Source organism: Corallococcus sp. CA053C, from assembly GCF_003611675.1.
In the GTDB taxonomy this organism is placed as follows: domain Bacteria; phylum Myxococcota; class Myxococcia; order Myxococcales; family Myxococcaceae; genus Corallococcus.
The window spans coordinates 1-13,874 of record NZ_RAWA01000255.1; the positions used below are offsets into that span (position 1 = coordinate 1).

General features: G+C 72.0%; 10 protein-coding genes and 1 pseudogene. 6 read left to right on the plus strand and 5 right to left on the minus strand.

Going from position 1 to position 13,874, the window contains the following annotated elements:
• Nucleotides 1-120 precede the first annotated feature (120 nt).
• From D7V97_RS27950 to cmk, 3 genes are read left to right on the plus strand one after another with little or no spacing between them, the layout of a single operon-like run.
• A complete protein-coding gene (locus D7V97_RS27950) occupies nucleotides 121-1,089 on the plus strand; it encodes an acetyl-CoA carboxylase carboxyltransferase subunit alpha (RefSeq protein ID WP_120613690.1) in 969 nt (322 codons plus the stop codon).
• Nucleotides 1,090-1,103: 14 nt separating this feature from the next.
• Nucleotides 1,104-2,195, plus strand: a complete 1,092-nt coding sequence (gene hisC / locus D7V97_RS27955) for a histidinol-phosphate transaminase (RefSeq protein ID WP_120613691.1) — start codon at nucleotides 1,104-1,106, stop codon at nucleotides 2,193-2,195.
• Complete coding sequence (gene cmk, locus D7V97_RS27960; RefSeq protein WP_120613692.1) at nucleotides 2,192-2,884, plus strand: (d)CMP kinase; 693 nt, start codon at nucleotides 2,192-2,194, stop codon at nucleotides 2,882-2,884. Before hisC ends, cmk begins: the two co-directional genes overlap by 4 nt.
• 34 nt (nucleotides 2,885-2,918) lie before the next feature.
• Here the strand turns inward: cmk and D7V97_RS27965 are convergent, their stop codons facing one another.
• A complete protein-coding gene (locus D7V97_RS27965; RefSeq protein WP_120613693.1) occupies nucleotides 2,919-5,054 on the minus strand; it encodes a transglycosylase SLT domain-containing protein in 2,136 nt (711 codons plus the stop codon).
• A 294-nt stretch (nucleotides 5,055-5,348) separates the two neighbouring features.
• On the opposite strand from D7V97_RS27965, the gene D7V97_RS27970 reads away from it, so the two are divergent.
• The gene (locus tag D7V97_RS27970; protein WP_014396719.1) at nucleotides 5,349-5,582 is read left to right on the plus strand and encodes a hypothetical protein; all 234 of its coding nucleotides are present in this window, start codon (nucleotides 5,349-5,351) and stop codon (nucleotides 5,580-5,582) included.
• Between the two features lie 89 nt (nucleotides 5,583-5,671).
• On the opposite strand, the gene D7V97_RS27975 is transcribed toward D7V97_RS27970, so the two are convergent.
• Both D7V97_RS27975 and D7V97_RS27980 read right to left on the minus strand, forming a co-directional pair.
• Nucleotides 5,672-7,279: a CAP domain-containing protein gene (locus D7V97_RS27975; RefSeq protein WP_120613694.1), complete on the minus strand. Its 1,608-nt coding sequence runs from the start codon at nucleotides 7,277-7,279 to the stop codon at nucleotides 5,672-5,674.
• Nucleotides 7,276-7,575 (minus strand): DciA family protein, encoded by a 300-nt coding sequence (locus D7V97_RS27980; protein WP_120613695.1) that lies wholly within the window; start codon nucleotides 7,573-7,575, stop codon nucleotides 7,276-7,278. The genes D7V97_RS27975 and D7V97_RS27980 overlap by 4 nt, the downstream gene beginning before the upstream one ends.
• A 185-nt stretch (nucleotides 7,576-7,760) precedes the next feature.
• Here D7V97_RS27980 and D7V97_RS27985 point away from each other — a divergent pair, with 185 nt between their 5' ends.
• Both D7V97_RS27985 and D7V97_RS27990 read left to right on the plus strand, forming a co-directional pair.
• On the plus strand, nucleotides 7,761-10,349 hold the full coding sequence (locus D7V97_RS27985; RefSeq protein WP_120613696.1) for a carboxypeptidase regulatory-like domain-containing protein: 2,589 nt from the start codon (nucleotides 7,761-7,763) through the stop codon (nucleotides 10,347-10,349).
• A 97-nt stretch (nucleotides 10,350-10,446) separates the two neighbouring features.
• Nucleotides 10,447-11,325 carry a GGDEF domain-containing protein gene (locus D7V97_RS27990; RefSeq protein WP_120613697.1) on the plus strand — a complete coding sequence of 293 codons (879 nt, stop codon included), beginning with the start codon at nucleotides 10,447-10,449 and terminating at the stop codon, nucleotides 11,323-11,325.
• A 24-nt stretch (nucleotides 11,326-11,349) separates the two neighbouring features.
• Here the strand turns inward: D7V97_RS27990 and D7V97_RS27995 are convergent, their stop codons facing one another.
• Nucleotides 11,350-13,608 carry a 1-acyl-sn-glycerol-3-phosphate acyltransferase gene (locus tag D7V97_RS27995; protein WP_120613698.1) on the minus strand — a complete coding sequence of 753 codons (2,259 nt, stop codon included), beginning with the start codon at nucleotides 13,606-13,608 and terminating at the stop codon, nucleotides 11,350-11,352.
• A pseudogene (locus D7V97_RS28000) lies at nucleotides 13,605-13,874 on the minus strand (UDP-glucose 4-epimerase); the annotation flags it as partial. The pseudogene D7V97_RS28000 and the gene D7V97_RS27995, both read right to left, overlap by 4 nt.

Consider the following 13,874-nt stretch of genomic DNA (forward strand, 5'->3'; position numbering starts at 1 on the left):
GGACAGGGCGAGGACCATGTCGCTCCAGACGGAGGAGGGGGTGGGAGATTCCAGGGACTTCCGGGGGTGCGTAACCGGTTGCGCGTTGAAAGGCCGCAACCCTGGTGCTAGTTCGGCGCCATGGCAACCGGCATTGGCTACGCGCTCGACTTCGAGCGCCCGCTCATCGAGCTGGAGAAGAAGATCGAGGAGCTGAAGGTCCTCTCCACCAGCGGCACCGTGGACTTCTCCTCGGAGATCTCCAAACTGGAGAAGAAGGCGAAGAAGCTCCAGACGGAGATCTTCAGCGACCTGACGCGCTGGCAGGTGGTGCAGCTGTCCCGCCACAACGCCCGGCCGTACTTCCTGGACTACGTCCAGTTCCTCTTCACGGACTTCTTCGAGATGTGCGGCGACCGGCACTTCGGCGAGGACCCGTCCATCGTCGGTGGCTTCGCGCGCTTCGACGGCAAGCCGGTGATGGTCATCGGGCACCAGAAGGGGCGCAACACGAAGGAGAACATGGCGCGCAACTTCGGCATGCCGCGCCCGGAGGGCTACCGCAAGGCGCGCCGGCTGATGGAGCTGGCCGAGCGGATGGAGAAGCCCATCCTCACCTTCGTGGACACGCCGGGCGCGTACCCGGGCATTGGCGCGGAGGAGCGCGGACAGGCGGAGGCCATCGCCATGAACCTGGAGGTGATGAGCCGGCTGCGCGTGCCCATCATCTCCACCGTGGTGGGCGAGGGCGGCTCCGGCGGCGCGCTGGCCATTGGCGTGGGCAACCGCGTGCTGATGTTCCAGAACAGCGTCTATTCCGTCATCAGCCCGGAGGGCTGCGCGTCCATCCTCTTCCGCGACGCCACCAAGGCGGACAAGGCGGCGGACGCGATGCGCCCCACCGCGCAGGACCTGCTGGAGATGAAGATCATCGACGAGGTCATCCCCGAGCCTCCCGGCGGCGCGCACCGCGATCCCGCCAAGGCGGCGGAGTCGCTGGGCAAGACGCTGCGCAAGCACCTGGGCCAACTGGCGGAGCTGTCGCCGGACGCGCTGGTGCGCGACCGCTACGACAAGTTCCGCGCGCTCGGGCAGTTCTCCGGCAAGTAAGAGGTTCAATCCCCATGCGACCGCTCGTTCCTCCCTACGTCGAGACGCTCAAGGCCTACGTTCCGGGCAAGCCCATCGAGGAGACCGAGCGGGAGTATGGCCTCACGGGTGTCATCAAGCTGGCCTCCAACGAGAACCCGCTGGGCCCGTCGCCCCGCGCGGTGGAGGCCATGAAGCAGGCCGCCGCGTCCGTGCACCTGTACCCGGACGCGACGAGCTTCCACCTGGTGCGCAGGCTGGCCACGCACCTGGGCGTGAAGCCGGAGGAGGTCGTCCTCGGCAGCGGCTCCAACGAGCTCATCGAGCTGCTGATCCGCACGTTCACCACGCCGGAGGAGGAGATCCTCCTGTGCCAGGGCTCGTTCCCGGCGTACCGCATCTCCGCGCAGGCGCATGGCCGGCCGTTCGTGGAGGTGCCCATGCGCGAGGGCTTCCGCTACGACCTCGTCGCCATGGCCCGCGCCGTCACGCCGCGCACGCGGATGGTGTTCCTGGCCAACCCGGACAACCCCACGGGGACGACGTTCGGGCGCAAGGACCTGGAGACGTTCCTGGCCGCGGTGCCCAAGGACCTGCTCGTCGTCCACGACGAGGCCTACGCGGAGTTCGTGGACTGGCCCGACTACGCGAGCGCGGTGGAGCTGTTCCGCGCGCACCCGAACCTCGTGGCGCTGCGCACGTTCAGCAAGATCCACGGGCTCGCCGGCATCCGGCTGGGGTGCGCGGTGATGGACGCGAAGCTCGCGGGCTACGTGCACCGCACGCGCATGCCCTTCAACCTCACGGTGGTGGCGCAGGCGGCCGGCATGGCGGCGCTGGATGACACGGAGCACGTGCGCCGCACGCGGGAGAACAACCAGGCGGGGCTGCGCTTCTACGAGCGCGAGCTGCCGAAGCTGGGCGTCACGCTGACGGAGAGCCACGCGAACTTCGTCTTCGTGGACTGCCACCGTCCGGCGGCTGCGGTGTACGAGCAGATGCTGCGCCGGGGCGTCATCGTCCGGCCCATGGCGGGCAACGGCCATCCCACCTGCCTGCGCATCTCCGTGGGGACGCCTTCCGAGAACGAGCGCTGCGTCGCCGCGCTGAAGGAGATCCTGTCATGAGCCCGCGTCCGTTCATCGTCGCCATCGACGGGCCGGCAGGGGCCGGGAAGTCCTCCGTGTCCAAGCTGCTCGCGCGGCGGCTGGGCTTCGCGCTGGTGGACACCGGAGCCATCTACCGCTGCGTCGCGCTGATGGCCACGCGCGAGGGCATCGCGTTCGACGACGACGTGAAGCTGGGCGAGCTGCTCGGGCGCGTGCGCATCCACTTCCAGGTGGTGGGCGAGGAGAACCACGTCCTCCTGAGCGGCGAGGACGTATCCGGGGAGATCCGCACGCCGGCCATCTCCATGGGCGCCTCGCAGGTGTCGGGCCGGCCGGTGGTGCGCGCGGGGCTGCTCGCGCTCCAGCGGAGGCTCGCGCTGGAGGCGCAGGCGGGCGCCATCCTGGAAGGGCGCGACATTGGCACGGTGGTGTTCCCGGACGCGGACGCGAAGTTCTTCCTCGCGGCGGATCCGGAGGTCCGCGCGCGCCGCCGCTTCGAGGAGCTGTTCCAGAAGGGCGTGGACAGCAGCCTGGCGGCCGTCCTCACGGATCAGACGCAGCGGGACACCGCGGACTCCGCGCGCACCGTGGCGCCCCTGAAGGCCGCCGACGACGCCGTGCACGTGGACTCCAGCAGCATGCCCCTGTCCGACGTCGTGCGGACGCTGGAGCAGGAGATCGAACGCCGCAGGGCCCAGCGCGGCTGAAGTCGCCGAGCCGGAGTCCCGTGTTCGCGTCAGGTCAGAACGTCACGCCGTCCGCGGAGGGCGCGGGCACCGTCATCGCCAGCCGGGCCTTCGCGCCGTCCTGCTCGTAGAAGCGGTGGTAGAGGTACAGGTCCGCGAGCACCTGCTTCACGTAGCCGCGCGTCTCCCGGTAGGGGATGGACTCCACGAAGAGATCCAACGGGAGGCTGCCGCGCTCCTGCGTCCAGCGCACCGCCGCCTTGGGCCCCGCGTTGTACGCCGCCGCCGCGAGCGCCGGGTGCGCGAAGCGCTTCATGAGCTGCGCCAGGTACCACGCGCCGTAGCGGATGTTGCGCTCCGGGGCGAAGAGGTCCGCGGGCGCGGGCGCCGGCTCCGACATCTTCAGCGCGATCTCCGTCGCCGTGGGCGGGATGATCTGCATCAGCCCCCGCGCGTCCGCCGCGCTCATGACCTCCGGGCGGAAGGCGCTCTCGCGCCGCATGATGGCCCACACGAGGAACGGATCCAGCGACTGCCGCGTGGCCTCCGTCTCCACCGCCTGGGCGAACGCGCGCGGGTAGAACGCGGCCAGCGCATCCGGGGCCTTCGCGCCGAAGGCCCGGCCCCACAGGTAGCGCGCCGCCACGCCGTGCGCGTGGCCGAACTCGCCCAATTGCAGCAATGCGTGCGCGAACGGCAGCGCCTGGTCCGCCGTGCGCAGTCCCGACACGCGCGACTGCACCTCGTCCGCCGCGTCGCGGAAGAGGCCCGTGCGGGTCAGCGCCACCGCCAGCTCCAGCTCCGGGGGCCGGGGCAGGGTGAGCTGCTTCGGAGGCTGCGGGAAGGCCGGGGGCGGCGTGCGCCCCAGTTCGCGCAGCCGCTCCGTGGCGAGCAGCGCGTAGAACGACGCGGGCGCTGAAGCGATGACCGCTTCGTAGGCCGGACCCACCGCCTCCGGCTTGCCGCCGCCCAGCTCGTCGGCGCGCGCCATCCAGTAGCGGGCTTGCGGCGCGAGGCTCGTCTTCGGGTACGCCGTCACCATCGCGTCCAGGGCCTGACGCGCCTGCGGGTACTGCTCCAGCCGGAGGTGCGCCAGCGCGCGGAACCACATGGCTTCGTCGCGGCGGCGCGAGCTCTTGTAGCGCTTCTCGTAGTCCGCGAAGGACTTCGCCGCCGCCTCGAAGCGGCCGCCCTGCATGTCCAGCCACGCGGCGAAGAACGCGCCCTCCTCGCCCGCCGCCTGGGACGGATACGCCTTGTCCAGCGCCACCATCAGCGCGCGCGCCTTCGCGTTGTCATCCGAGCGCAGCGCCCGGCGCGCCACCACCAGCGCGGCCTCCGCGGCGATGGCCGGTGGGCCCTTGCGCGCCACCGCGAGCGCCTTCTCCGCCTCCTCGGGCTTGCCGCGCGCGAAGAGCACCTGGGCCCGCAGCAGCGCCACCTGCGCCTGCGCCGGGGCGCCCTTCACCAGCGACCGCTTCTCCGCCGTCTCCAGCTCCTCCTGGGCCCGGACCGGCGCGCCATCCGAGAGGAAGCCCCGGGCGCGCTGGAGGTGTTCGGGGAGGGTGAGCTTCACCGCGGGCTTCAGCGCGGCCAACCGCTCCAGCGCCTCGTCCGCGTAGGGGTGGGTGGGGAAGCGCAGCACCACGGCCTTCAGGTCCGCGCGCAGGCCCGCGCCGTTGCCGAGGGCCGCGCGGGTCGTCGCTCGCTGGAAGAGCAGCTCCGCGGTGGGCTGCGCTGAAGCCGCCGACTCCAGCACCGGGGCCGCGTCCCTGGGGCGGTGGGCCTCCAGCAGGGCCTCTCCCAGGCGGGCCCGCGCGCGCACGGCGAGGGCCGGGGAGGCCTTCTCCAGCGCCTTCTCGAAGTCCCTGGCCGCTCCGTCGGGGTCCCCCGCGTAGAAGCGCGCCTGCCCCAGGTAGAAGGCATGGAAGGCCTCCAGAGGGGGTGGGGCGGCGTGGCGGGTGAGCAGGTCCCGGGCGAGGGCGGCGTCTCCGTCGGAGAGGACGAGGGTGCCGGCGAGCAGGCCCAGGCGGCTTGCGTCGGGGCACTTCGCCTTCTCACAGGCGGAAAGTTCCGCCTGGGCGAGCGCCGCGGCATCGGGACGGTGGAGGCGGACGGCGTCCAGCGTCGCCGGGGACTGCCCCAGCACCACCCCCGTCACCCAACCCGCCACCCAGCCGGTCCAACTCATGGAATCTTCCTTTCACATCGCGGCCTTGCGGCTTCCGAACGAGGGGTTTGAAGTCGACATTCCCCACGAGGTGGGCGGGGGTCGGTTTGACAGTCGGCCTGACAAGTCCTAGATCCCGCGCCCACGGGCTGGTCCTGCAGGGTCGTCAGCCCGTTGCGCAATCCGGTGGGAATCCTTACGTTGCGCCGCCGTTGAGCGCTACTCCGGACCGTCGTCGCTCCAGACGCACCTGTCGTCGGTAGCACTGCTCGTTCACAGACCTCGGGGGGGGAAACAGCTCATAGGGGAGGCTCCATGAAGCCGTGTCCATCCGATCTGCCGCAGACCATCAATCCCGAAGCCGGCCCCAAGCGGGCAGGCGTCGAGACGCATCGAAATCTGAACTGCAACCATTACGACAACTGTCTGGATGAAGCTGTGCGTCGCGGCTGGCAGTCCTTCACGTGCATGAAGTGCCCGATGTACGCCAACCTCGCGCCTCCGCAGATGGGGCTCGAGGCGTACGCGACCCAGCGTCGTCCCGTCTAGCGTCACGACGGACGCGGTCCTGTGTTGGGACCGCGTGATGCTGTCACCGGCCACGTCCTTTGCTCCGGGCGTGGTCGGCGTTCGCGTGCTCAGCGGACCGCGGCGTAGATGACAGCCACCCAGTACTGGCCCTGTCCGAAGCGTTTGGAATTGCCCCGCACCAGCCCCACGCCCACGCGGGTGTTGGTGGCCGTGGCGAGGCTGCGCGACTCGGGGATGGCGCCCGGGTCTCCCACGACGAAGAAGTCCACGGTCGCCCTGGACGCGTTGGGAAGCACCGAGAACACCCGCTCGTGCAGGGGCGACGGTTCACCGTCTTCCGCCGAAGGCTCGTCCTGCGCCAGCGCGCGGCGGGCATGGTCGCGCGCCAGCCGCTCCAGCGCTTCGCTGCGCACCAGGGGCGGCAGCTTCAGCGTGGCGCGCTGCCGCGACAGGGCCTCATAGACATCCGACAGCGGATCCACGGGAAGCGCCGCGCCGGGGGAGGCCGCGGTGAAGACCTCCGTGAGGAGGGCCTGGTCGCGCCCGTCCACCTTCTGGAAGGCCACGCCCACACCCATGAAGCGGAACGCGGGGTCCATCAGGTTCTTGCGGTGGCCGGGGCTGTGTTCGATGCCGAAGTGCGCGGCGAGCGGCCCCGCCGCCTGTCCCAGGTTCTCTCCGGCGCGGATGTAGCGCGTGCCTTCCGGCAGCCGGCGCGTGAGCGTGGAGCCGTCCGGCGCGATGTGGCCGAAGAAGCCCTCGGTGGCCATGCGCGTGCTGTAGCCCAGCGATACCTCCTCCAGCGTCGGATCCGGCGTGAGCTCCGGCAGGTCGTGTGCGCGGCGCAGGGCGTTGATGCGTTCGTAGACCGCGGCGCGGGCCTCTTCGAGCGTCGTGGGCTCGCGGGTCGCCTCGCGCTCGCCGCGCTCCGAGCGCGCGCCCACCTGCACGAGGAACAGCGATGCCACCTCGGGCCCCGCGTTGCCCGTGGCCACCACCTCCACGGTGTAGCCGCCGGGGCGGGTGAAGGGCAGCCGGGCGCAGAAGCCGGAGGTCCCTGACGGCGCGCGGGTGAGCGGGACGCCGTCCACCTCGCCATCCGGGCGGGTGATGAAGACCTGCGGGCCGCGCAGCGGCGACACCAGCCGGCCGCAGACCATGCGCTCCGTCCCCGTCGCGGGAAGCGTGCGGGGGAACGGAAGCAGCTCCGCCTTGCGGTCCGCGAGCAGCAGCACCAGCGCGGCCCTCTCGCCTTGGAAGGCGACGCCCACGCCGAAGTGGCTCGCGCGCTCGTCGTTGAAGTCCGTGCGGGCGAGGAAGGTCTCGACGGCGTGCGCGTGCACCCAGGCGCGGATGACGAGCGCGCGCGGGGACGGATCCGCGGCGCCCGAGTCGCTGACGGCCCCGGTCAGCGTGAGCAGGTCGGGGGCGCCGGTGGTGTACTCACTCAGGGCTTCGCGCGCGAGCCGCCGGGCCGCGGTCTCCAGCGCCTTGTCGCTCGTGGGGGCGCGCCGTCCCACGCGCTCGAACTCGCGCGCGACGTGGGCGCGGGCCCGGGCCTCCTGGGACTGGGGCGTCTCCGGCGTGTAGCCCGGCGCTCCCGTTTCGGAGGCGGTGACGGAGGCCACCTTCGGGGACGGCGTCGCGGCGGACGCGGCGGCCGGCAGGGCCCACGCCGCGGCGAGCAGGAGGCCTGCCAGCGCGCGCCCCCTCATCGCGACTCCAGCTGGAATGCGAGGGCCTTCACGGTGCCCGGGCCCAGCCTCTCGTTGAGGCGCTCGCAGAGGGACGCGGCCTCGCGGGTGAGGGCCTGGGCCCACTCGGCGCTCTCCACGGTGACGATGAGCGTGGTGCCTTCCAGTTGGTGCGGGCGGCTGTGGCGCGCGATGTTCGCTCCGGCCGCCGCCACCCAGATGGGCATCAGCGACATCGCGCGGCCCGACTCTCCGGCGAGGCGCGCCAGCACTCGGGGAAGGAGGCTCTCCAGGGTCTTGGGTTCACTGCGCGCCATCGTCGGGCGATTCTGGAACCCCTGGCGCCGGATGCCAACCGACACTTGCCTGCCCGCCCATCGGATTCGCTCTTCCCCGGCCCCTCCGGTGTTTCCGAATGTGTGCATGCCGTGTGCGCTCCGGGTCGCGTCACGGGCGTCCAGCCTGTAAGGTCGTGGGAAGGCCGGTCCCCCTCGGAGTTCCCATGCGTACAGTCCCCCTCCCGGTCCGGTGCCCCCCCGGCCTCGTGCTCGCATGTCTTTTCGCGTGCGCCCTGGGCTGCGCGATGGATGACAGCGCGGAGGTGCCCAACCTCCTGGGCGGCCCGACGGATGAAGCGTGCACGGTGGATCAGGACTGCGCGGATCCGGCCCTGTACTTCTGCAACACCGCCCTGTCGCGCTGCGAGGCCGCGTGCCGCACCGACGAGGACTGTTCGGTGAAGCGCCGGGGCGAGCTGCACGCCATCCTCGCCTGTGAGTCCCAGTCGCTGGGCTGTCGCTGTGACGCCAGCCGCTGCGTCCCGGCCCTCTGCACCGGGGACGACGGCTGTGAGCCGGGAAAAGTGTGTCGCAACGGCACCTGCGGCGCTCCTCCGGCCGCCTCCAAGGCCGCGTCCTGCCACGTGGTGCCGGAGCGGCTCGTCGCGCCCGTGGGCACCACCGCGCGCTTCGAGGCCTGGCTGGGCGACAACACCGGGCAACCGATCGTCCTGCGCGAGGGCGTCACCTGGAAGGCCCTGACCGCGCAGGTGACGGGGGAGGGCACGGGCCCCGCCGTCACGTTCACGCTCGCCACGGTGGGCGCGGAGGCCGCGGCGGTGGAGGCCCGGTTGGGCGCCGTCATCTGCCGCGCGAACGTTACCGTGCTGCCCCGGCATGTCGCCGTGGAGCAGCTGCGGGTGCTGGTGACGGACGCGCTCACGGGGCATCCCGTGCCGGGCGCGTCGGTGCTGGTGTCGGACGGTCTGGGCCGCACGACGGCCAGCGCGTCGACGGACGCGGTGGGCGTCGCCGTGCTCGCCGCGCAGGGGGACGTGGGGGTGTCCGTCCTCCACCCGGACTTCGGCTACGTCACCCTGGCCCACTACTCCATGGAGGGGACGCGCGACCTGCGACTGCCGCTGCGCCGCAACCCGGCGGACCGCGAGGGTGGGGTGCGCGGCACGTTCGGCAACTTCGCCCCGGTGGGGGCCGGTGACGCGCTCGCCCTGGGGTTCATGGGGCTGTCGGTGCCGGGGCTCCTGTCGGAGGCGGCTCCTGTGCAGGTGCTGGGCCCCGAGCGGCAGGCGGTGCTGGGCCTGGGCGGCATGAGCCGCGCGTTCCAGGTGCCGACCAACGTGTGGCTGAGCGGGTTGGGCCTTCCACCGCAGCCCGTGTTCACCGCGCCCGGCATCGCCGGGGTGTGTGACGAGAACCTCGTGGGCGTGTCGGAGCCGGAGGAGGCGATGCGCGCGGGCGCCTGTGGCACGCGCACGGCCTGGGCCCTCACCACGCAGGTGCCGTCGGGCGAGCTGCCGGCGGGGATGATGGATCCGGGCACGGATCCGCTGCTGCTGCTGGCGCGCGCGCTGCCGCCGTCGGGGCGGTTCTCCTCCGCGCTCTTGCGCGACGTGCAGTTCACGCTGCGGCCTCCCAACGCGGGCGAAGCGCCCCGCCTCACGCCGGTGGCGTATGACTTCCGCCAGGTGCCGCTGGCCTTCCCGTTCGTGGCGCGGGTGCCCGCGCTTCCGCGCTTCCGCGACCGCTACCTGGAGCGCACCGTGGTGCTGGGCACGGTGACCGCGCCCGGACGGGGCACGGTGCCGCTGGGCCTGGGGGCCGCCGTCAACGCCAACCCGTCGGATCCCAACACGGACCTGCTGCCGGGCCTCACCGCGCCGGGGCTCGTGCGCCTGCGCATGGCTCCGGCCCACCATGGCCTGGAGGGACAGCCCTACCGGTTGCTGGCGCTCGCGTCGTCGGGCGCGCTGGGCGGAGACGTGACCCCGGGCACCGCCACCAGCGCGGTGATGGCCGACCTGGACGCGCCCCGCTTTGATCCGGAGGGCACGCGGCCGGTGACGTTCCCCACCCCCTTCGCCGGCATCCCGGAGGGCGCCCGCTACAACCCCGACGTGGCGACGTGGCACGGCCTGCTGCCGCGCGAGTGGCGCATGGACTCGCAGGTGCCGTCCGCGACCCTCGTGCGCGCGACCTTCACCAACGCGGCCGGGCGACGCTGGACGGTGTGGATGGACAACCGCCGCGCCGTCCTCGGCGTGCGCCTGCCCGTGCCTCCCGCCGGCTTCGAGGACCGCACCTTCCAGGGCGACACCGAAGGCTCGCGCGCGTCGCTGTCCGTGGAGGCCCTGACCGTCACCACGCCCGAGGGCGGCTCCATCGGCGGCGCCACGCTGGCCGAGTCCGGTGGCCTCTCGCCCGAATCGCTCGCGCAGGCGACCCGCGCGGTGTCCACGCTGCACTACGGCCGGCCCCAGGTGTCATGGATTGATCCGCCCGAGGGCGCGTCGCTGCCTCGCGGCGCCCCCTTGCGCGTGCGGGTGGACGGCTTCCAGGTGGGCTCCACCGTCGCGGACGAGGGCGGGGTGCTGCTCGAAATCCGGGGCGGTGGGCCCGGCTGCGATGACGTGGTGCTGCGCGGTGACGTGGCCACGCGGTCGGGCGAGGTGGCGTTCGCGCTGCCCGTCGCCTGCTCGGGCGTGGACGTGGTGCTCGCGGCTTCACTGGTGGATGGGCTGGGACTGCCGCTGCGTCCGGCTGTCACGGCCGTGCGCACGGTTCAGGTGCCCTGACGTGTTGGGGTGTCAGTGCACCTGCGACCCGAAAGGGCGGTCGCCGCGGTTGTGAATTCGCTTTCGCGAATTGCGCGGTGATACGTTTACCTACGCCATGGGCCAGAAGGAGACGGTCGTCACCGTCATCTCGAAGATCTCCGAGCGGCCCGTCAACCTGGACGCGGCGCTGGTGGTCATCTACGGCCTGGATCTGGGCCGCAAGTTCGATCTGACGCGGGAAGAGACGCTGATTGGCCGCTCGTCGAAGGCGGACATCCAGATTGATCAGGAGGCGGTGAGCCGCAACCACGCGCGGATCACCAACACGACCAAGGGCGTGCGCATCGAGGACCTGGGCTCCACCAACGGCACGTTCGTCAACGACGACGTGGCGGTGGGAGGCCGGTCGCTGCAGAACGGCGACCTGGTGAAGATTGGCCGCACCATCTTCAAGTTCATCGCGGGCGGCAACATCGAGGCGGCGTACCACGACGAGATCTACCGGCTGACCACGATGGACGGCCTGACGCAGATCTACAACCGCCGCTACTTCGATGAACAGCTGGACCGGGAGGTCTCCCGCAGCCGCCGCTACGAGCGCACGCTGTCGCTGGTGATGCTGGACCTGGATCACTTCAAGGAGGTCAACGACACCTTCGGCCACCTCGCGGGCGACTCGGTGCTCAAGCAGCTGGCGTCCACGGTGCGCACGCGCATCCGCCGCGAGGACGTCTTCGCCCGCTACGGTGGCGAGGAGTTCGCGCTGCTCCTGCCGGAGATCTCCCTGGGTGGCGCGCGGCAGCTCGCGGAGAAGGTGCGCAAGCTGGTGGAGCGGCAGCGCTTCGAGTTCGACAAGCAGGTCATCCCCGTCACCCTGTCGGTGGGCGTGGCGACGCTGGAGCCGCAGCACCGCGAGGCCACGGAGCTGGTGCGTGCCGCGGACGAGCGCCTCTTCGAAGCGAAGACCCAGGGGCGCAACCGCGTCTGCGGCTGACGCCCCCGGTGCCTTGCCGCGCCTTCAGCCCGCGAAGACGGAGCGGCGCTCGCGCAGCAGGGCCTGGAGCATGGCCTGGATGGACTCGCGGGTCCGTTCGGTGAGCCGCTGCACCTCGCCCAGGTCGTCCGCGGACTCCGGGGCCAGGCCTTCCATGGTCAGCGGTTCGCCGAAGCGGATGGTCCACTTGGCTGGCAGCGGGCCCAGCGACGTGAGCGGCAGGGACGGAAACCCGAGGAAGCCCCCGGGGATGCGGCCCAGCAGCGGTGACGTCTCCTCCGCGCCGACGATGGCCACGGGGACGATGGGAGCGCCGGTGCGCAGGGCCAGCTTCACGAAGCCGCCGCGGCCGAAGCGCTTGAGGCGGTAGCGCTCCGCGAACGGCTTGCTCGCGCCCTGGTAGCCCTCCGGGAAGACGACCAGCGGGCGGCGCTCGTCAAGCAATCGCAGCGCGTTCTCCGGCGAGGCGCGCACGGCGCCCAGGCGGTTGAAGAGGGTGCCCAGCATGGGCGCGTGGAAGACCTGGTCCTCCACGAGCCACCGCGCCTCGAGCAGGTCGGGGCGCTCGCGCAGCAGCACCTGCGACATCACGAGGCCGTCGTAGGGCAGGGCGCCGGAGTGGTTGGCGACGAGGATGGCCGCGCCGCGGGGCACCTGATCCACGCCCTCCACGGACACGCGCCAGTACTGCTCGTAGAGGAAGTCGAGCACCGGTTGGAGGTTCTCCACCAGCCCGGAGTCCTTGCCGTAGTCGTCCAGCCGGCTACCGCCGCCGGTGCCCAGACTGGTGCGCATGGCCTCCACCAGGCCGTGCATCGCGCCGACGGCGCGGCCCAGGCCCTCGCTCGCGAGCGCCTGTCCGGCGATCTCCTTCGCCAGCGAGAACATGCCCGCCGCGCGGCCCGCGAAGGTGGAGGGCGGGGCGGCTTCCTCCCGGCCGCTGAAGGACGACGCGTCCCGCTCCTCGCGCGACCGGTCGTCGTCCTCGCCCTCGGTCACGAGGGACAGCGGCACGCGGCGGCTCGGCGGCAGCTCGTCGAAGGACTCGTCGGGCAGCTCCACCTCCGGCTCCACGTCGGTCGGGGCCGCGCCCGCGATGACGGAGACGGAGATGTGCACGCCGTCCTGCTCGCCGCGCTCCACGCCCTCGGGCAGGTCGTCACCGTCTTCGAGGGTCTGCTCCGGGGTGACGTTGCTCGGGTTGCGCTCCCAGGCATCGGCGGTCCACACGTCCTCCTCGCCCTCTTCGTCGAGGTCGTGGGCATCGCCGTCCTCGGCGGTGGGCAGGGCGCGCTCGTCGGGGCTGCTGGCGTGGCGGTCCAGCACCTCGTCCACGGCGACGCCGGCGGTGGCCTCGGCGACCTGGGTGGCGATGGCGGTGGCGAGCTCCCGCTCCGGGGCGGTGCCGCGGCCGTCGTCCAGGACCTGTCGCACCGCGGACTCGGCCAGCTCGGCGACGAGCTCCGTCGCGAGCACGCGCTCGATGTCCCGGTCGTGGCCCGGAATGCCGGGGAGCAGCTCGTCCACCGCGGACTTCGCGGCGGCTTCCGCCGCGTCCGCGGCCAGCGCCTCCGTCAGCGCGCGATCCACCGTGCGCTCCTCGGGCCGCGTGGAGTGCACCTCGTCCGCGAACACCCGCGGCCGTGAAGGCGACGCGTCGCGAGGAGTGGCCGGCTCACGCAGCGGGGCTGCCTCTTCGTCGTGATTCGCGTGTCCCGCTGCGGTCGGGGCCGGGGAGCGTGAAGGTGCATGCCCGTGCTTCGCGGCCGGTGCCCCGCTGACGTCATGCGACACCGCGCCGGAGTCCTTCCCATGCTTCGCGGCCGGTGCCCTGCTGACCTCGCGCGTGGCCGCGCCGGAGTCCTTCCCGTGCTTCGCGGCCGGTGCCCCGCTGACCTCATGCGACGCCGAAGCGGACTTGTTCCCGTGCTTCGCGGTCGGGGCCGGCGTCTCATCGCGCGAGCTCGCACGCGATTCGAACTTGTGGACCTCGGCGGCGGGGGTGCGTGGCGGCGTCGCGGCCTGCTTCGCGTCCGGGGTCCGACCCTTGCCGCCCTTCGGGGGCTTCGCGCGCTGGGCGTCCTTCGCGGCGCCCTTGGCATTGCCTCCCTTGCCCGTGGCCTTCGCGGTCTTGCCCGCGCCTTCCTTCGTCCCCTTGGCGGACTTGGACGCGGGGGCCGTCTTCTTCGCGGCCTTCGGGTCGGCTCCGCCCTCGTGTGCATCCGCGGCGCGAGGCGCTGCGCCCCGCTGGAAGGGATCATTCCCGAGGACACCCTTGGTCATGACTGGCTCCTTCGGATCGCCGCGGCGGCGTCCCTGACGTGGTGGAGGGGCACGAACCCCAGAGCGGACTCCGCGCGTTCTCCGTCCGCGACCCAGGAGTAATGCATGTAGTCGAGCAGGGCCACCGGCAACGTGCCAGCACCCAGCACCCCCAACGCGCGAAGTGCTCCACGAAACAACGGCCCGGGCAGGGGGAGCGGTTGGGCGCCCGCCTGGAGGATGAGCCCGGACAGGGGCAGCACCCCCCGCCCCACGATGTTGAACTC

Excerpts from the sequence above, each read along its gene's own strand:
- D7V97_RS27950 (WP_120613690.1), top strand. The coding sequence starts at position 121 with ATGGCAACCGGCATTGGCTACGCGCTCGACTTCGAGCGCCCGCTCATC.
- hisC (WP_120613691.1), top strand. The coding sequence starts at position 1,104 with ATGCGACCGCTCGTTCCTCCCTACGTCGAGACGCTCAAGGCCTACGTT.
- cmk (WP_120613692.1), top strand. The coding sequence starts at position 2,192 with ATGAGCCCGCGTCCGTTCATCGTCGCCATCGACGGGCCGGCAGGGGCC.
- D7V97_RS27965 (WP_120613693.1), bottom strand. The coding sequence starts at position 5,054 with ATGAGTTGGACCGGCTGGGTGGCGGGTTGGGTGACGGGGGTGGTGCTG.
- D7V97_RS27970 (WP_014396719.1), top strand. The coding sequence starts at position 5,349 with ATGAAGCCGTGTCCATCCGATCTGCCGCAGACCATCAATCCCGAAGCC.
- D7V97_RS27975 (WP_120613694.1), bottom strand. The coding sequence starts at position 7,279 with ATGAGGGGGCGCGCGCTGGCAGGCCTCCTGCTCGCCGCGGCGTGGGCC.
- D7V97_RS27980 (WP_120613695.1), bottom strand. The coding sequence starts at position 7,575 with ATGGCGCGCAGTGAACCCAAGACCCTGGAGAGCCTCCTTCCCCGAGTG.
- D7V97_RS27985 (WP_120613696.1), top strand. The coding sequence starts at position 7,761 with ATGCGTACAGTCCCCCTCCCGGTCCGGTGCCCCCCCGGCCTCGTGCTC.
- D7V97_RS27990 (WP_120613697.1), top strand. The coding sequence starts at position 10,447 with ATGGGCCAGAAGGAGACGGTCGTCACCGTCATCTCGAAGATCTCCGAG.
- D7V97_RS27995 (WP_120613698.1), bottom strand. The coding sequence starts at position 13,608 with ATGACCAAGGGTGTCCTCGGGAATGATCCCTTCCAGCGGGGCGCAGCG.